The organism is Pseudomonas sp. BE134, assembly GCF_031456105.1.
In the GTDB taxonomy this organism is placed as follows: domain Bacteria; phylum Pseudomonadota; class Gammaproteobacteria; order Pseudomonadales; family Pseudomonadaceae; genus Aquipseudomonas.
On record NZ_JAVDUA010000023.1, the window covers coordinates 40,771 to 59,164 of the forward strand.

An 18,394-nucleotide genomic window follows, 5' to 3' on the forward strand; every position below is an offset into this window, starting at 1 on the left:
GTCTTCTGTTTAGAAGTTCACGCCAAAGCTGAGCGCGACGAAGTCACGGTCACCGTTGGTATTGAAATGACCACCAAAGAAATCGGTGTAACTGAGACTCGCGGTGTAGGTGTTCCTGTAATCGGCATCGACACCGAGACTGACGGCCTTGAGTCCTTCTTCAAAGTTCGGGCCGTTGCCATCCACGTCATGCGACCAGGCCAGGTTTGGCGCCAGGTTGATGCCGGCGAATACGTTCGGATAGTCCAGACGGGCGCGGGCGCGGTAGCCCCAGGAGCTGGTGGTGTAGAAGCCCTTGTCGTTGCATTCCTGCTGTGGATTGTTGGTCGTGTTCAGGCACGCGGCATTGGCTGCCCCAGGCTGAACGCCGACACCGAAAATCCCGCTGCGACCGAAGCGCAGATCGGTGCCATCGGCCTCGCCCAGACCATTGATGCGGTTGTAGCCCACCTCACCCACCAGGGTCAGGCGACTGGCTCCCATGACCTGCTCGAAAAACCGGGTGGCGGACATCTGCGTTTGCAGTACCGGCATACGCTTGTAGCCGTTGATCTCGCCGCCCAGGGCAGTGGTGGCATAACCGATGCGGTTCAATAACGCGGTCGGGTTACCCGTCGTGGCACCCGCCAGGTCGGTGTTGTTGAGCTGAAGCGGCATGTTCGGCCGATAACTGATTTCGCCACCCAGCGAGGTGCCGTTAACGTTGGTCTGGAAACTCAGGCCATACAGGCGGATATCTTCGGGGTAATCGACGAAATAACGCGATGCGCGAAGCGCCGGGACCGGGTTGGCGGCATTGAACGCCACGGTCGAACGCAGGGTGCTCAGGTACGGGCTGCGGCTGTGATAGTTCATCGCGTACGCACCGATCTCGGTGTCGTTGAGCTCTGGCACAAACCAGCGCAGGGCCAGACCGTACTGACCGCCGTCACGGGCATCGTTATCCTTCACACGCGGGGTGTAGGCGTCGTCGGTGTTGTTGTTGAAACCGGGCGGGTTGGCGGTATTTTTGGCCAGCCCAGGCGCCAGATCCAGCCCCGCGCCGACCTGACGGTCATTGCAACCTTTGGCCAGAGGATCTGCGCCGAAGAAAGTGCCACAGTTGTCAACGACAGTGCTTTCCCATTCCAGCTGATAGAATGCCTCGGCACTGAAATTCTCGGTGATGTTCTGCGACATGTAGAACATATTGACCGGGATCAGGCCTTCCTTGACCTCGGCACCCGGGCGACGCAAGGCGGCCACGTCGATCGGGTTGATCGAGTTGATGCTGTTGCCGATGAAGGTGCTCTCGCCCCAGCTCACCACCTGCTTGCCCAGGCGCACGTTACCCGGTAGTTCACCGATGTTGTAGCTGTGATAGACAAAGGCATCGAGGAACTCGGCACCGGAAGCCTTGGCCATGTCATTACGACCGCTGTCGTCGATGTCATAGAACGGCCGGTGCTCGTCCTTCAGCTCGAAGTCGTACCAATACTTGCCACGTACAAAGATGCCGCTGTCGCCGTACTTCAACTCCAGGTCATGGATGCCCTTGAATATCTTCGAGAAGGTTTCACCCTTCTTGAAGTTCAGTCGGTTGTCGTCGGACAGCCGGGACGACGAATTGCCGCGCGCACCTTGCGAGTTAAAAGGGGAAATGAAATCAGGATCGCCCCCGCGCACCGCCCAGCTGGCACCCATTGAAAGTGATGTATCGAACTGACCCTTGATTTCCCCGATTTCGAAATTGACGGCATTGGCCTGGGTGCTCATGCCGATGGCAACGGCAGCCGCCAGCAGTTGGGGGCGAAAGCCACCCTGCATTATTGTTTTTGTCATGCGGCACTCCAATTGTGCGAAAAAGTACGACGCGAGCGGGTTTCTGCTGCCAAACGCGATTGCGGCAGAAACGAACTAAAGGTCGCTCTGATGGCGATATCCACGTGTAGGTCTTCCTCGGTGTTTTCTTGTAGTTTTTTGTTTAGAGCGATTCGATCCTAAGAGTCGGACCGGTCATCTCGCCCACCCGCTGGAGGGGGAAATTGGGGGGGATAGTTCAATAAGCGATGAACTGTCGCAGGCGATGGAAGGCTAAAGGGCTTCAGCCTTCGAAGCAGTTCAACGCACGGTAATGATCAAAGGGGATGTAACGTGATCGGCGGTCGCGCATGACTTTGACCATCGCCACCTCCGGGTCGCGAGCAAAGAACAAGCGACCACCAAGAGCCACTACGTGGTCGAGCAGGTGCTCCTTCTCGTCGATCACACGCTCAGCGTTGCGATCCCGGCCGCTGGTCACCTCAAGATCAAGCCAATGCGTCCCAGGAATCAAGTCGCCGCAAAAAACCACTGGGCCGCCTGGCAGCTGAATTTCCGGCAAGAGCTGGCCCGGTGTAAATCCATCGTTTATATGAAAACACCAGCCATCACCGAGTGACTCGCAACGGGTGGTATCGACCAGGATCAAACGGCCACTGCTCTCAAGCCCACGTACCAAGGGTGCGACGAACACCTCCCGATCCCGTGGGTGTGGATGGCGTGCGCGGTGCCAATGCCGTTCACCACACAAATAACGCGCTCGCGGGAACAGAAGGCGCGGCATATCACCCTCCCTCACCCGTTCACTCATGTCATCGGAGAGGTGCGCATGCACGTGAGTCAGCACCACCGAATCGATATCGCTTTCATTCAACCCACGCTGCGCCAGGCTTTCCAGCAAACCCGGGATCCGAGGCTGGCAACGGCAAGTGCGCGCAAGTGGCGCCAACAGATTATCGGCCCCGGCCATGACCAAGATGTTTTTGCCTTGCTCTTGCACCAACAACACCCGTGCAGAAATCTCTACCCTGTTGTCGTGGTCAGGTTTCATCCAGTCGGTCCACAGCTCGCGCGGCGTAAGCCCGAACAACACGCCGCCATCAAGCCTGCAACGCATGCCCGTCAGTGTGGAAATTCTACGGCTCAATTTATTCCCCTTTTTGTGATACACGGCTCGCCCGTTACGGCTGGTTTTCCCGAAAAAAAGGGCCCGAAGGCCCTCAAAAGGGAAAATCAATACGAGCACTGCCGTCGCTTCTTAGTCGACCTGCAGCAGCCGGCCGTATGTCTTGAGGTGATGGTCGTCATTGCCGAACTGATGGCTGAGCATCAGCAAGTGCTTGGCGTGGTGCGACAGCACGTATTCCCAGGTCAAGCCGATGCCTCCATGCAACTGAATACCCTGCTCGGCGATGAACCGGGCAGCGCGCACAATCAACACTTTGGCGGCAGCCAGAGTGCGGCTGCGCTCGTCACTGTCCGGCGTATCGGCCGCGCAAGCGGCGAGGATGGCCATGGAAGTGGCCAGATCCAGTTCGATGCGCATGTCTACCATGCGATGTTGAAGGGCCTGGAACTTGCCGATCACCTGGCCGAACTGCTGACGAGTCTTGAGGTAATCGAGGGTCAGATCGCACACCGCCTCCATGCTGCCGACCGCTTCGGCACACTGCGCTGCCACTGCGCGGCCTTGTTGATAGCGCAGCGCAGTCAGGGCCTGGCCGGGCTCACCGAGCACACTGGCAGCACTGACGAAAACATCGTCCAGGTACAGTTCGCAGGCATTGCGGCCATCCATGGTCGGGTACGCACGACGCTTGACTCCCGGTGCACGCGGATCGAGCAGAAACAGGCTGATACCGCTTTCGTCACGATCGCTGCCAGCGGTACGTGCCGACACGAGGATCAACCCGGCACTGTCCCCGGCGACTACCACCGATTTACGCCCGTTGAGCCGCCACCCCCCGTCCTCGGCGTCGGCGCGGGTGCGTACATCGTGCAACTGGTAATGGCTGGTCGGCTCATCGACGGCCACCGCCAATTGCAATTGTCCGCTGGCAACGGCCGGCAGCAATTCACTGCGTTGCTCGTCAGAGCCTGACTGGGTCAGCAGACCACCGGCGAAGATGACTGAATGAAGGTAGGGTTCCAGACACAGGCCGCGCCCCAGTTCGGTCATGATCAGCAGCGTCTCCACGCCGCTGCCATCAAAGCCTCCCAAGTCCTCGGCGAATGGCACGGCGGTCAGGCCCAACTCCCCCAACTGCCGCCAGAAGGCAAGGCTGTAGCCCAGCTCGCTCTTGGCAAATTGCTCGCGCGCTTCGAACGCATAGTTATCACGCACCAGGCGAGCGGCGGTGTCCTGCAGCATTTGCTGCTCTTCGGATAGTTTGAAGTCCATGATCGCTATTCCCCTTACAGCTCTAGAATCATCTTGGCGATGATGTTCTTCTGGATTTCGTTGGAACCGCCGTAGACCGAAGTCTTGCGCATATCCAGATATTGGCTGGCAGGCGTTGTGCTGTAGTCGCGGTACAGGTCTGCTTGCTTGCCATAGCCCAACTCCTCTTCAACGAAGGGCATGGCATAGGGGCCAAGGACCTTGCTCATCAGATACGTGATGGCCTGGCGGATTTCACTGCCCTTGATCTTCAGGAACGAACTTTCGGCGCCTGGTATCCCATCGTCGCGGGCAGCGGCGACAATGCGCAGGTTGCTCATTTCGATCGCCATCAGCTGAATTTCCAGCTCGACGATTTGCATGCGCAGCTGGATATCATCGATCAGCGGCAGGCCGTCACATTGCTCCTGGCTGGCGATGTGCTTGAGCTGTCCCAGCATCCGCTTGGCCTGGCCAATGCCGGCAATACTGGTACGTTCATGCGTGAGCAGGTACTTGGCGCAGGTCCAGCCCTTGTTCTCCTCGCCGACCAGGTTTTCCAGCGGCACGCGCACGTTGTCGAAGAACACTTCGTTGACTTCATGCTCGCCATCAAGGGTGATGATCGGGCGCACTGTGATGCCTGGAGTCTTCATGTCGATCAACAGGAAGCTGATGCCCCGCTGTTGTTGCGCTTCGGGATCGGTGCGCACCAGGCAGAAGATCCAGTCGGCATAATGAGCCAAGGTGGTCCAGGTTTTCTGGCCATTGACCACGTAGTGATCACCATCGCGCACAGCACGTGTCTTGACAGCGGCCAGGTCAGAACCGGCTCCTGGCTCGGAATACCCCTGACACCACCAGTCTTCGGCACTCAGGATGCGCGGCAGAAAGTGCGCCTTCTGCTCTGGCGTACCGAACTTGATGATCACAGGAGCGACCATGTTGACGCCGAACGGTACGATCCACGGTGCGCCGAACGCGTAGCATTCTTCGTCGAAGATATGCTTTTCCACCGCGCCCCAGCCGGTGCCGCCAAATTCTACGGGCCAACTGGCCGCCAACCATCCGCGCTCATTGAGCAGGCGCATCCAGGTGACCTGGTCTTCTTTGTTGAAACGCTTGCCTTGGCGACCCCGCGCTGCGATATCGGCCGGCAATCTGTCACGCAAAAATGCCCGGACTTCCTCGCGAAAGGCCACTTCGGCAGGGGTGAATTGGATGTCCACTGATGTACTCCTCACATTCGGCTGAAAGTGGGAAAGAACAGCTCGGCTAACCCACTGGCAGCCACGGTAGAAGAATGATCGGTGTGACCTCCCCCCCCACGGAAGGGGGGCTTGGCAGGCAATCGGCATTCGCTCTCAAACAATCGCGCCGACGTTGCGCAGTTCATCGATCTGCCCACTGCTGAAACCGAGTTGCTCAAGGATTTCGAGGGTGTTTTCGCCGTTCTTTACGACCCTTCCCGCCTCCACGGGTGTACGACTCAAGCGGGGAGCGGGTGCCGGGTGCAATACGCCGGCGGTTTCCATGAACAGGCCACGGGCGCGGTTGTGCGGGTGGGTAAAGGCTTCGCTGAAATCCAGCACGGGAGCAAAGCACACATCCGTACCTTCCAGCAGTTGGCTCCAGGCATCGCGGGTTCGAGTCAGGAACAGCGTCTCGAGCTTCTGGCGAAGCACCGGCCAGTCCTGCTTCTGCCATTGCTGCTTGAAATCCGCATCGTCGATACCACACAGCTCCAGCAACAATTGATAGAACTGCGGTTCGATGCTGCCAATAGACACGAACTTTCCGTCGGCGCAGGTGTAGCAACCATAAAAAGGCGCGCCGCCATCGAGCATGTTGTGCTGACGCTGGTCGTCCCACTGCCCCTGATGGCGCCAGTCGTAATACATGCTGCCAAGCAATGTCGCGCCGTCGCAGATGGCGGCGTCCACGATCTGCCCCAGGCCGGATTTCTGCGCCTCGAACAGCCCGGCCAGAATGCCTGTGAGCAAAAACATCGCCCCGCCCCCCATGTCGCCCACCAGATGCAGCGGTGGTGTCGGTGGCCGGTCGGCATGCCCCATGGCGTTGAGCACGCCTGACAGCGCGATGTAATTGAGGTCATGCCCTGCCGCATGTGCCAGTGGTCCACTCTGACCCCATCCGGTCATGCGCCCATAGATCAACCTCGGATTGCGTGCAAGGCAGACTTCCGGGCCCAGGCCAAGGCGCTCCATGACGCCGGGGCGGAAACCCTCGATCAGCACGTCGGCGCCGTCGATCAACTGCAACAACACTTCAGTGGCGCCGGGTTTACGCGGATCAATCGCAATGCTGCGACGTCCGCGCCCGAGCAAGCTGCCATCGGCATTGAGAAAACCGGCCGCATGACGGTCAACGCGAATGACTTCCGCGCCCATGTCCGCCAGCATCATGGCGGCGAACGGCGCAGGGCCGATCGCATTCATTTCAACTACTTTCACACCTGCCAAAGGTCCGGGCATCTCAGGGGTCTCTTTTGTTATAGGGAAGCTGTTCGCTGCGACCCAAGACACTAGGCGCACAGCACCACAACCGCCCCACTCCCTGAAGGGGGGAACTACCCCCCCCTACCCGCCCACGCCCTCCGCAATCCGGTCAGATGCCAGCACCCGCTTCAAAATTTCACGCGTGTGCCGGCATTGCCTTGGGGTTTCATACTGAACGCTCGCCCAACCATTGCTCGAGTCTGGGCCACATCCGCTTCACCGCGGCCGGCCCCGCCACCAGGCTGACATGACCGCCCGGCAGCATCAGTTCTTCCTTGTCACGCGAACTCACGCGAGCCACCAGGGGCTGCGCACAGTCCGGCGGCACCAGGGAGTCGTATTGCGCGATGACGTGCAGCAGCGAGACTTCGATATTTTTCAGATCAACCTCTTGGCCACCGATGCGCATGCCGCCTTCGTACAGTGAGTTTCTTTGCCCCAGCTCCAGATGAAGCTGCCGCAAGTACTCACCGGGAAGCGGCAAGGTTTCGTCGTTGAAACGCGCCATCATGCGGTAGCCCCTGACGTAGTTGTCGTTCCACATGTTGTCCCAAAGACGAGCCTGGCCGGCAATTCGGCCTGCGGGGCGATGCAACTCGATCGCCTTGATGATGGTCTCTGGCGGGACAAGGCCGTTCGCATCGATCAAGCGCTCGATGTTGATGTGCCGTTGTTTGGCCAGGGGCATCTTCGTCCAGTCGATGGGCGTGGTGAAACAGACCAGGTTTTTCAGCGGACCACCGGGATGCAGTGCGGCGTAAAGCGTCGCCAGAACACCGCCCATGCAATAGCCGATCAGCGTGATGTCTTCCACGCCCGTGTCTTGCTGTACTCGGCGGATGCAATCGGGAATGAAGTCGAGCACATAGTGTTCGAGCTTTAGGTGGGACTCTTCCCGGCTCGGCGCGATCCAGTCCATGACATAGACGTCGTAACCCCGGGCGAGCAGAAACTCGATCAGGCTCTGCCCCTTTGTCAGATCGAAAATGGCAGCCTTGCTGGTAGTCGCCATGACGAACAACAGCGGCACGCGGTAAATCTCGTCCGCTGTGGCGTGATAGTGGTAGAGACACAAAGTGCCGCGACGGTGCAGCAGGGTCTTGGGCGACAGGCCTACGGCCGGTGGCGGCGTGCCGAGATACTCGAGGCCCTTGAGACCCCGCTTGACCATCATGCAGAGCTCGGAGCGCAGCCTGTTAGCCAACGGCAAGTCGCAGACCTTGTTGTCATTCGGCTGAGGCATCTTTGCTCCCTTCCTTTTTTTCTCTTTTGGAGGCCGCTTTGCGGGGTGCCGGTAATAGTTCGGCTCGTGGACGTCGCGTGCGTGGGGGGCGAGGTGCAATTTGCGTGCAGGTGGCAGCTGGAAGCAATTGGTCGAGCTTGTCCTCGACCCGCCGCAGCGAAGCGGCAAGGGCGTCGACTTCGCCACGGCTGGGAACGTCCAGATGCTTGTACAGACGCTCGAGTGATGTCTGCGACAGGTGCTGCAAGCCGTGCGAGACCCTCGCATATTGGTCGATCACGAGGCCCACTTCCTTTGAATCCAAATGACGTGCGGCCAAGGCATTGACGCCGTTTTCGAACCGGGTGATAGCTTCACGATACAGTTTGAACGGATCCGGTAATGCCATGACTTATTCCTCGATCAAGGATTCACAGTGCAGTTTTTTTCGGTTGGCCAGGTTTGCCGTGCAGCCATTCGATCAAGACCGGAAATGGCTTTGCGCCGCATCATTATGGTGGGCAAGAACCACGGCCTGATGCACAGTCGGCAGGCACTGACAGCCTTTGGCGACAGCAGCCGCAACAAGGCGATCCCCCAGCGCTCGGTGACAACCCAGGTGGTCAGGGTCGACGTAGCCAATTCGTGGGCGGTAGCTCGCAGGCGCGAAGACCTGCATCGCCCTCGGTCGGCAATCTCGATCGTTCTGTCCGGCGCCGGTTGTTGAGCGAAAACGCCCGTCAACGCGTCGCCGATACGCTGCAGCGCGTCACGACTTGCACCATTGACCGAATCGAAATTGAGAAATCCATGAAATTGGCCCCGGTAGTGCAACAGCTCTACCGGCACGTCGGCAGCGCGCAGACGGGCGGCATAGTCCAGACCGTCGTCGCGGATCGGATCGAAACCGGCGCTGACGATGACTGCCGGTGCCAGACCGCGCAAGTCCGGGCTACGGCGTGGCGAATACCAAGGGTCGAGCAGGTCCAGCGTGTCGAGCGAAGGGGCCAGGGTCTTCTCGATCCACTGCACTGCATGATCGGTCAGCAGGGTACGACCGAACGCGTTCTGCGCGTAGGACGGGAATTTTTCCACCAGCTCGGTTGCCGGGTAGACCAGCACTTGCAGGCTTAACTTCGGGCCCCCACGACGCAGACTTTCCTGGGTAACGGCAGCACAGAGATTACCGCCCGCTGAATCACCACCAATCGCCAGGCGAGTCGTATCGATCCCCATCCCTGCTCCATTCTTTGCCATCCATTCGAGTGCCGCGAGAGCATCTGCCCGGCCGGCAGACAGATCGTGCTCAGGGGCCAGGCGATAGCGAACGGCGATGACGATGCAGTTGGCGGCCAGAGCAATGCTACGGCAAATGCCATCGGCGGTGTCCAGATCACCAATGATGAACCCGCCGCCGAAAAACCACATGAACGCCGGCCTGGGTTGCGTGGCTTCGTCAGGCTTGAAGATACGTAACGCGATCGGACCGCCCGGGCCGTCAATCAGTTGCTCAGTCACCGATCCCACCCGTGGGGTTCGGCCCAGTGCAAGTGCCGTCAATCGCCAGCCTTGGCGCAATCTGGGCAGTGAGTAATCCTCTGCAGGACGCATTGCCATGGAAAGGTTGGCCAGGCGCAGGAATGCACGCGCCTCACGATCGGGTTGGTGCGCGCGCAACACTCGAGGCATGCCGATCGCTTGTCGCTTGGAGTCCGTTTCTTGTTTTTTGTTGTTTTTCATTGCCTCTCCGTTTGCCAGGGGATCTAAATACCGCACATCAGCAAAAGCCTACTGGGCACAACGGACTCCGGTGGCTCCCCACAATGGGGGGGCAGATCTCGAAAAATACTGGCATTGGATTTGAGAGGGTATGCAGTTCGATGAGAGAATTTGACTCCGCGCCGATTGCAGCCCTTCGCGACGGGCAGAAATCGGCCGATTCTGTTGAAAAAGTCGGCCGTGTCTTCCACGACAGAAAAGTACGCGCTTGAGATTGAAATCTTTACTTTAAGCAGTGGATTCCGGGTTCACATTTTGCGTAGCAGCGCGCAAAAAAGGCGTTTTCAGCGGTTAGTATTCGGGCAGTCTGGAAGAACCTACTTTTTCAACAGAATCGGCCAGCAGCGGTCATTCATCGTCACCCCTGTAATAGCCGCCTGCCTATGTATAGCGAGAATCGCAGCGAATCCGATGAGTGTCCCCCACCCCAAAAACTCAACAACCGAACCGATTCGTTGATCTGGGCTACATGGATCTTGAATAACTGCCCTCTTGCTACATCGCTGAGTGCTCTAGCGCACCCCTATGGTGGAGAACCCAAGTCTTGTGGCAGATCCAGTTCAAGTCGCCACACAAGCGCCTTGCCATCCACACTGGATTCGGTCTGCACCTTGCCTTGCAGCACTAGCACCAGGCGCTGGATGCTGGCACGCCCCAATAGGGCTGTTGGGTCGTCCTCACCCGGTTCAAGCCAAGGCGACAATTCAAGACTCAGGCGCAGAAAACCACGAGGCAGGATACGCGTCGACAGTATCAAGGAAACTTTGGGTGGCGGTGTTCCCTGCACCAGGTAGGCAAACAGGCTTTCCAGCAATTGACGGTAATGTCGGACATCGATCCAGGCGCTTTTCAACGCCCGAAGGCCCGGCCCCAGATTCAACTGACAGCCCTTTGATTCGAGCTGCTGGCGAATTGGCCCAAGCAGTTCTTCCGTCAGCGCTCCCAGGTTGTGAGCCTCGCGCAGCGTCTCCTGATCGTGCGCATCCAGCGTTATCCAGTCGTCGAGCCTGGCCAGGGAATGGCGCATGCTGTCGACGTGCCGGGTCAGCTTGTCCAAAATGCGCTCAGGAGGGTCGAAGTCTGGCAACAGTAGTGCCTTGAGGCTTTTCTGCATCGCCTCTATTTTCACCTGCAACTCCTGGCTGACCGCTGCCAACGTGGAGCTTTTCAGGTGACTTTCGTAACGCGCCTCGGCACCTTCGTGACGCAATGTGGTGAGCAGCCTGTCACGCTCCGTAAGGTCGCGCATGCCACCGAACATGGCCACAAGCTCACCGGCCTCGTTACGGAATGGCGTACACCAGACATACATCACGTTCGATATCCCGTCATTCTCGATAACGGCTTCGGCCATGAACGACTCCTGGCGAATGACCGTTTCGCGCAAGCGCATTTCTGAGTCCTGGCGCATTTGCGCCGGCAACCATTTTGCCTGCGCAAGCGTCGTGCCTCGAATGTTCTCGAAGCTTTCACCTGTGTAGGCCAGGTAACGGCGATTACACATCAGCAGCCGTCCTTCCAGATCGCGCACGAACATTGGGTAGGGTGCAGAATCGAGCAACGCACGCAATAAGTCGTACTCACGCAGCAGTTGCGGATCGAGGAAGGACTCATGCCCCACGCTGGGATCTTCACCGGCGACCAGGCCATACGTACGGGCCACTTCCAGCAACTGGAAATCATTGCTGGCCTTGAGTTTCTGATGCAGGCGCGCTTTGTAGGTACTCACCGTTTTGTAGCTGAGGCTCAATTGCTCGGCGATGTCTTTGTTGTTGAGCCCTTGGCTGAGCATCTGCAAAACCGTGAGTTCACGTCCAGACAGTTGCTCCAGCTCGTTCGCACCCTCATCGCGCATGCTGCTGGCGTCCTGACGGGTGACTTCACGCGGAAAATAACGGCGCCCATGGCTGAGCGCCAGAAGCGCACTTTCCAGTTCTGTCACGGCGTCGGTTTTGCTGACAAAGGCATCCGCCCCGGCTTGTAGCGAACGTGTGGCGTAGAGACTGGCCTCCTGGACGCTATAGACCAGCAACTTGATGCCTTCGTGGCTGGCGCGTAGCCGGCGCAGCAGATCCAGACCGCCCAGACGCGGGACCAACAACTCAATGATCACCATATCCGGGTGCAACTGGCGGCATTGCATCAGCGCATCCTGGCCATTGTCGACTTCGGCCAGCACGGTATGGCCTGCACGTTCAAGCAACGCCCGCAGACCATTGCGAACGATAGGCAGATGGTCCACGAGCAGCACAGTGCCCATGCGTTTTTCCCTATGAGTCGATTCCTGTGCCCAAGCATAGACCAGGGCAACAATAGAGAGTCACTCCTACAACACGTTGAAACGGGATCAAGGTGAAGTTCTGAGCGGGTCTGGGTCGATTTCGGCCTGTTGCGACTGGCTGAATTCAACCCATTGCTGCCTTTCACGTATCGCGGATACCCGCCAGAAGCGGACACACAACGTCGATTTACTTCCCGGAAAACAGTGCCAAACGAACAGCCAGCCCCAAGAAAACCGCGCCCAATAGCTGATTAAGTCTCTTGGCAATGCTGACATCGCTGGCCAACTTGCTCCCAACCTTGCTGGCCAAGAGAATCACAGCACCATTCACGACCAATCCGATGGCATTCAAAATGGTCGCAAATGTCAGCATTTGTACAACCAGAGAGCCTTTGGTGGGATCCACGAATTGTGGAAAAAGAGCCAGTACAAAGAGCGCCATTTTTGGATTCAACAGATTAGTCACCAGACCTTGCCGAAAAATGCGAAATAGCGGTGTGGACGGTAGGGCTTCATCCGGTGCCAAAGGTGATGAGCTACTGGTGAACGCTTTCCACGCAAGAAATGCCAAGTACGCGGCACCGGCGAATCTGACGAGGTCGTAAGCATCGGGCACAGCGGCCATCAACTGCGACAGTCCGAGTGCTGCGGCCAATGCGTGGCAATAAGTGCCTGCCTGAATGCCTGCAAGTGATACAAAGCCCGAAGCTCGACCTTGGCTCATACTTCGCGAAGCAATCAACAACATGTCTGGGCCAGGTGTCAGCGTGAGCGCAACGCAAGCGCCTGCGAAAAGTAATGCTACAGAAACGTCGATCATAAATGCCTCAGACTCTTATTGTTAAAGTCGCCTTGCTGGCGAATGAAGGCATTTTACAGAAGGCTCACGACCGCCATGAACCGCAGGCATGCTACTTTCGACGAATTGCGGTCACTAGCGAACGGCTGCAATGGGTTGTGGATTCAACCGGTCGATTGCTACCGCTCTCGTATAGCCAAATATTAGGGATTACTTCACTGAAGTTAGTTAGGACGTCGTTCCCACCGAGTCTTGCGATACGAAAAAAGCGATCTTCTGAGATATGGTTCTAGAAAGCAGTTGCGAGGTGAAGTTTCATGCAATGCACCATCACTGAGATAGCACGACGCGTCGGCATATCGAAAGCCGCGATCATTCAGGCTCGCAACCAGGGTCGAATTCCTGAATCACTTTTCGGCGTGACGGAGAGCGGACGGACATGTATAGCTGACGCTGAACTGGCGGAGAAGGTATTGCGGCGAACCATTGGGCTTAGGATCAACAGCACGTTGCGCATGCCACGTAGCAGCTGAACTACTTTCTCAGCAGATAAATCGAACATCTTCGCGCCGCCTAGCAAGGGGGAGCGTGTTTACCCCCTTGTTTACCCCTAAACCAAAAATGAAAAAGCCCAACCTTTTCAGATTGGGCTAACTCATTGAATTATATGGTCGGGACGGAGTGATTCGAACACTCGACCCCTAGCACCCCATGCTAGTGCGCTACCGGACTGCGCTACGCCCCGACTAGGCGTGTAACTCGTTCCTCTTCTCGAGGAACGCTCAAGAATATATCCCAAGCTTTTGAAAACTGGAAGTATTCATATGCAGGAAATTATTTCTTGAGAACTACCAACACGTCTTCCAACTCAGCAATCATCTGCCGAATCATCTGCTTGTATTGGGTGGTGTCGTCTTTGGCTTCATCGCCGGACAAGCGCAAGCGTGCGCCGCCGATGGTGAACCCTTGATCGTAAAGAAGCGCGCGGATCTGCCGGATCATCAGCACGTCTTGTCGCTGATAATACCGGCGGTTTCCGCGGCGTTTGACGGGGTTGAGTTGAGGAAACTCCTGCTCCCAATAGCGCAGCACGTGCGGTTTTACCGCACACAGCTCGCTGACTTCACCGATGGTGAAGTAGCGTTTGCCTGGGATGACGGGTAGCTCGTCGTTATGACTTGGTTCCAGCATAAGCCTCAACTCGGGCCTTCAACTTCTGCCCTGGACGAAAGGTGACCACACGGCGAGCCGTGATCGGGATTTCTTCCCCCGTTTTCGGATTGCGGCCAGGCCGCTGGCGTTTGTCCCGAAGGTCGAAATTGCCGAAACCGGACAATTTGACTTGTTCGTTGTCTTCAAGAGCATGCCTGATTTCTTCAAAAAACAGTTCGACCAATTCCTTGGCCTCCCGTTTATTCAGACCCAGCTCTTCATACAGACGTTCCGCCATCTCAGCTTTCGTCAGAGCCCCCATACGTCACTTCCTTAACGTGGCGTTCAACCTTTGTTCGAGCGAGGTGAGGATGTTTTGCGTCGTGGTATTCACCTCATCGTCATTAAGAGTGCGCGATGGATGCTGCCAGGTCAAGCCAACTGCAAGGCTTTTTCTATCAGGATCAATGCCTTTACCCTGATACACGTCAAATAGCCTGAGGTCCGTCAGCCATTCGCCTGCATTTTCACGGATTACGTCCAGAACAGCGCTGGCTGCGACGTCTTTTTCGGCGATCAGTGCAAGGTCACGACGCACTTCAGGGAAGCGCGACAACTCACTGAATTTAGGCATTTTGCCCAACGCCACTTCAGCCAGAACCAACTCGAAAACGAAGACTGGACGATCGAGACCGAGGGTCTTCGACAATTCAGGGTGAATGGCCCCCACAAAACCTGCCAAACGCCCTTCACGCTCGATGCGCGCGGTTTGACCCGGGTGCAGCGCTGGGTGTTTGCCTGGCACGAAAGTGAACGAGTCCAGCGCACCGGCAAAGCCCAGCACCGCTTCCACATCAGCCTTGACGTCAAAGAAGTCCACGACATCGCGACCTTGTGCCCAGCCTTCTGGCAGACGACTGCCGCAAACAACACCTGCCAACATAGGCTCTTGCTTCAGGCCTTCAAGCTGACCAACGAAACGCAGGCCGCTTTCGAACAGGCGGACACGATCCTGCTGACGGTTCAGATTGTGCTGGAGTGCCTTGACCAGACCTGGCCACAAGGATGAACGCATGGCCGCCATGTCGTTCGAAATCGGGTTGGCCAACAGCAGCGGTTCTACACCCGGATTAAACAGTTCGAATTGTTTCGGATCGATGAAGCTGTAGGTGATCGCTTCCTGATAGCCACGGGCGACCAACAGGCGACGAAGTTCAGGCAGATCGCTACGCGCTTCAGACTTGGCTTGCGGCGCCAGACGAGCTTGCGGATAACGAACCGGCAGACGGTTGTAACCGTATAGACGGGCCAGCTCTTCGATCAAATCGACTTCCAGGCTGATGTCGAAGCGATGGCTTGGCACTTCTACTCGCCACTGCCCTGCCCCTTCGGCGGAGACGGTCAGGCCCAACCCATTGAGCAGACGCTCGACTTCGGCCGAATCCATTTCCATGCCCAGCATCTGGGTGATGCGCTGTGCACGCAACGTAACCGGAGCAATCTTCGGCAGATGCTGTTCGCTGACGGTTTCGATGATTGGACCAGCTTCGCCGCCAGTGATCTCCAGCAGCAGGCCAGTGGCGCGCTCCATGGCTTCACGGGCCAGTTGCCAGTCAACACCACGCTCGTAACGGTGCGAGGCATCGGTGTGCAGGCCATAGGAACGGGCCTTGCCAGCGACCGCAATCTGATCGAAGAACGCGCTTTCAAGGAAAATATCGCGAGTGGTCGCAGTGTTGACACCACTGTGCTCGCCACCCATGACGCCGGCAATCGCCAGAGCGCGGGTGTGGTCGGCGATCACCAGGGTATCGCTACGCAGCGTTACTTCCTGACCGTCGAGCAGAACCAGTTTCTCGCCTTCTTCGGCCATGCGAACACGGATGCCGCCATTGATTTCGGCGAGATCGAACGCGTGCAGTGGCTGACCCAGTTCCAGCATCACATAGTTAGTGATGTCTACAGCTGCATCGATGCTGCGCACTTCGGAACGACGCAGACGCTCAACCATCCACAACGGCGTTGGCTTGGACAGGTCGACGTTACGGATCACACGACCCAGGTAACGCGGGCAAGCGGCCGGCGCCAGCACTTCAACCGAACGCACTTCATCATGCACAGCTGGAACGGTCGCAACGACCGGGCGGGTGACGCTGGCAGCGTACAGCGCGCCGACTTCACGGGCCAGACCGGCCAGGGACAGGCAGTCACCGCGGTTCGGGGTCAGGTCAACCTCGATGCTGGCGTCGTCCAGGCTCAGGTACTCACGAATGTCCTGACCGACCGGAGCATCGACTGGCAATTCCATCAGGCCATCGTTGCCCTCACCCACTTGCAGTTCGGCCTGCGAGCACAACATGCCGTTGGACTCAACGCCCCGCAGCTTGGCTTTCTTGATTTTGAAATCGCCCGGCAGTTCGGCACCGATCATGGCGAACGGGATCTTCAGGCCCGGGCGCACGTTTGGCGCGCCGCAAACGACCTGAAAGGTTTCCGGACCATTGCTGACCTGGCAAACACGCAGCTTGTCAGCGTCCGGGTGCTGCTCGGTGCTCAGCACTTCGCCCACGACCACACCACTGAAAACACCGGCGGCCGGCGTAACGCTATCGACCTCAAGACCGGCCATCGACAGACGAGCAACCAGCTCGTCGCGACTTACCTGCGGGCTTACCCAGCCACGCAGCCATTGTTCACTGAATTTCATCCTGCTCTCCTAAGAATTCGTTACGACTAGCGAAATTGCGCGAGGAACCGCAAGTCGTTGTCGAAGAACAGACGCAAGTCGTTCACGCCGTAACGCAGCATGGCCAGACGTTCAACGCCCATGCCGAAGGCAAAGCCCGAAAACTCTTCCGGGTCGATCCCGGACATGCGCAACACGTTCGGGTGAACCATGCCGCAGCCCATCACTTCCAGCCAGCCGGTCTGCTTGCAGACGCGGCAGCCTTTACCGCTGCACATCACGCATTCCATATCGACTTCAGCGGACGGCTCGGTGAACGGGAAATACGAAGGACGGAAACGTACGGCCAGTTCTTTTTCGAAGAACACGCGCAAGAATTCTTCGATGGTCCCTTTCAGGTCAGCGAAGTTGATATCGCGATCGACCAACAGGCCTTCAACCTGGTGGAACATCGGCGAGTGAGTGATATCGGAGTCGCTACGGTACACACGGCCTGGGCAGACGATGCGGATCGGCGGTTGTTTCGATTCCATGGTGCGGACCTGTACCGGCGAGGTATGGGTGCGCAGCAACATGTTGGCATTGAAATAGAAGGTGTCATGCATCGACCGGGCCGGGTGATGGCCTGGGATGTTGAGCGCTTCGAAGTTGTGATAGTCGTCTTCAACCTCAGGGCCTTCGGCGATGCCGTAGCCGATGTGGGTGAAGAACTGTTCGATACGTTCCAGAGTGCGGGTAACCGGATGCAGACCACCGGAGGTCTGACCGCGGCCAGGCAGGGTCACGTCAATCGACTCGGCAGACAGTTTGGCGGCCAGGTCGGCCTCTTCAAACAGTGCCTTGCGAGCGTTGAGAACCTCTGTGACACGCTCCTTGGCAACGTTGATCAGCGCGCCGACTTGCGGACGCTCTTCTGCCGGCAAATTCCCCAGGGTCTTCATCACCTGAGTCAATTCACCCTTCTTGCCAAGGTAGTGAACCCGGATTTGCTCCAGGGCATTGATATCTTCAGCGCTTTGCACAGCCTCTAGTGCTTGAGAGACGAGCGCATCCAGGTTTTCCATGTACAGACTCCAGATACAAAATAGGGGAAGAGCTTGAAGGCTCTTCCCCTATTTATGACGTTTAACACCTGGCCCCACAGAGGTGAGGCCGGGTGACTGTCGGGGGTACTTAAGCCAAGGTGGCTTTAGCTTTCTCGACAATCGCAGCAAACGCCGCTTTTTCGTTCACTGCCAGATCAGCCAGAACCTTACGGTCGATCTCGATGGACGCTTTTTTCAGGCCGGCGATGAAACGGCTGTAGGACAGACCGTTGATACGTGCACCAGCGTTGATACGAGCGATCCACAGAGCGCGGAACTGACGTTTTTTCTGACGACGGTCACGGTAGGCGTATTGGCCTGCCTTGATTACCGCTTGCTTGGCAACACGGAATACGCGCGAGCGAGCGCCGTAGTAGCCTTTAGCAAGTTTCAGAATTTTTTTGTGACGTTTACGGGCAATGACGCCACGCTTTACACGAGCCATGAGTTACTTCCTCTATTCTTGACTAAAATTAACGAAGGCGCAGCATGCGCTCGACTTTTGCCACGTCAGACGGATGCAGCAAGCTGCTACCGCGCAGTTGACGCTTACGCTTGGTCGACATTTTAGTCAGGATGTGGCTCTTGAAAGCGTGCTTGTGCTTGATACCGTTAGCAGTTTTCAGAAACCGCTTAGCAGCACCACTTTTCGTTTTCATTTTTGGCATGTTCGGATACTCCGCATTCAGTT

General features: G+C 57.5%; 16 protein-coding genes and 1 tRNA gene. All 17 read right to left on the reverse strand.

Annotation, left to right across the window (positions count from 1 at the left end; genetic code table 11):
• Positions 1-9: 9 nt before the first annotated feature.
• On the reverse strand, positions 10-1,821 hold the full coding sequence (locus tag J2Y56_RS19165) for a DUF1302 domain-containing protein (RefSeq protein WP_310335294.1): 1,812 nt from the start codon (positions 1,819-1,821) through the stop codon (positions 10-12).
• Between the two features lie 262 nt (positions 1,822-2,083).
• Entirely contained in the window at positions 2,084-2,947 is an 864-nt protein-coding gene (locus J2Y56_RS19170; RefSeq protein WP_310335293.1) for an MBL fold metallo-hydrolase, read from the reverse strand.
• Between the two features lie 111 nt (positions 2,948-3,058).
• Positions 3,059-4,201, reverse strand: coding sequence for an acyl-CoA dehydrogenase (locus J2Y56_RS19175; RefSeq protein WP_310335292.1), 1,143 nt, complete (start codon positions 4,199-4,201; stop codon positions 3,059-3,061).
• 14 nt (positions 4,202-4,215) lie between these two features.
• A complete protein-coding gene (locus tag J2Y56_RS19180) occupies positions 4,216-5,409 on the reverse strand; it encodes an acyl-CoA dehydrogenase family protein (protein WP_310335289.1) in 1,194 nt (397 codons plus the stop codon).
• Between the two features lie 135 nt (positions 5,410-5,544).
• The gene (locus tag J2Y56_RS19185) at positions 5,545-6,675 is read right to left on the reverse strand and encodes a CaiB/BaiF CoA-transferase family protein (RefSeq protein ID WP_310335286.1); all 1,131 of its coding nucleotides are present in this window, start codon (positions 6,673-6,675) and stop codon (positions 5,545-5,547) included.
• A 190-nt stretch (positions 6,676-6,865) separates the two neighbouring features.
• Positions 6,866-7,942 carry an alpha/beta fold hydrolase gene (locus J2Y56_RS19190; RefSeq protein ID WP_310335285.1) on the reverse strand — a complete coding sequence of 359 codons (1,077 nt, stop codon included), beginning with the start codon at positions 7,940-7,942 and terminating at the stop codon, positions 6,866-6,868.
• Positions 7,926-8,330 (reverse strand): hypothetical protein, encoded by a 405-nt coding sequence (locus J2Y56_RS19195; protein WP_310335284.1) that lies wholly within the window; start codon positions 8,328-8,330, stop codon positions 7,926-7,928. The genes J2Y56_RS19190 and J2Y56_RS19195 overlap by 17 nt, the downstream gene beginning before the upstream one ends.
• Positions 8,331-8,344: 14 nt before the next feature.
• Positions 8,345-9,661 carry an alpha/beta hydrolase gene (locus J2Y56_RS19200; protein ID WP_310335280.1) on the reverse strand — a complete coding sequence of 439 codons (1,317 nt, stop codon included), beginning with the start codon at positions 9,659-9,661 and terminating at the stop codon, positions 8,345-8,347.
• A 562-nt stretch (positions 9,662-10,223) separates the two neighbouring features.
• On the reverse strand, positions 10,224-11,960 hold the full coding sequence (locus J2Y56_RS19205) for a response regulator (RefSeq protein WP_310335278.1): 1,737 nt from the start codon (positions 11,958-11,960) through the stop codon (positions 10,224-10,226).
• A 208-nt stretch (positions 11,961-12,168) separates the two neighbouring features.
• Entirely contained in the window at positions 12,169-12,801 is a 633-nt protein-coding gene (locus J2Y56_RS19210) for a LysE family translocator (protein ID WP_310335276.1), read from the reverse strand.
• A 647-nt stretch (positions 12,802-13,448) separates the two neighbouring features.
• A tRNA-Pro gene (locus tag J2Y56_RS19215) sits at positions 13,449-13,525 on the reverse strand.
• A gap of 89 nt (positions 13,526-13,614) precedes the next feature.
• Positions 13,615-13,971 carry a MerR family transcriptional regulator gene (locus tag J2Y56_RS19220; protein ID WP_003179985.1) on the reverse strand — a complete coding sequence of 119 codons (357 nt, stop codon included), beginning with the start codon at positions 13,969-13,971 and terminating at the stop codon, positions 13,615-13,617.
• Complete coding sequence (gene ihfA, locus J2Y56_RS19225; protein ID WP_002553164.1) at positions 13,952-14,254, reverse strand: integration host factor subunit alpha; 303 nt, start codon at positions 14,252-14,254, stop codon at positions 13,952-13,954. The genes J2Y56_RS19220 and ihfA overlap by 20 nt, the downstream gene beginning before the upstream one ends.
• 3 nt (positions 14,255-14,257) lie before the next feature.
• Positions 14,258-16,639, reverse strand: coding sequence for a phenylalanine--tRNA ligase subunit beta (gene pheT, locus J2Y56_RS19230; protein WP_310352018.1), 2,382 nt, complete (start codon positions 16,637-16,639; stop codon positions 14,258-14,260).
• 26 nt (positions 16,640-16,665) lie between these two features.
• A complete protein-coding gene (gene pheS, locus J2Y56_RS19235; protein ID WP_007905876.1) occupies positions 16,666-17,682 on the reverse strand; it encodes a phenylalanine--tRNA ligase subunit alpha in 1,017 nt (338 codons plus the stop codon).
• 109 nt (positions 17,683-17,791) lie between these two features.
• On the reverse strand, positions 17,792-18,148 hold the full coding sequence (rplT, locus tag J2Y56_RS19240) for a 50S ribosomal protein L20 (protein ID WP_007905879.1): 357 nt from the start codon (positions 18,146-18,148) through the stop codon (positions 17,792-17,794).
• 28 nt (positions 18,149-18,176) lie between these two features.
• Positions 18,177-18,371 (reverse strand): 50S ribosomal protein L35, encoded by a 195-nt coding sequence (rpmI, locus tag J2Y56_RS19245; RefSeq protein WP_002553160.1) that lies wholly within the window; start codon positions 18,369-18,371, stop codon positions 18,177-18,179.
• Positions 18,372-18,394 lie beyond the last annotated feature (23 nt).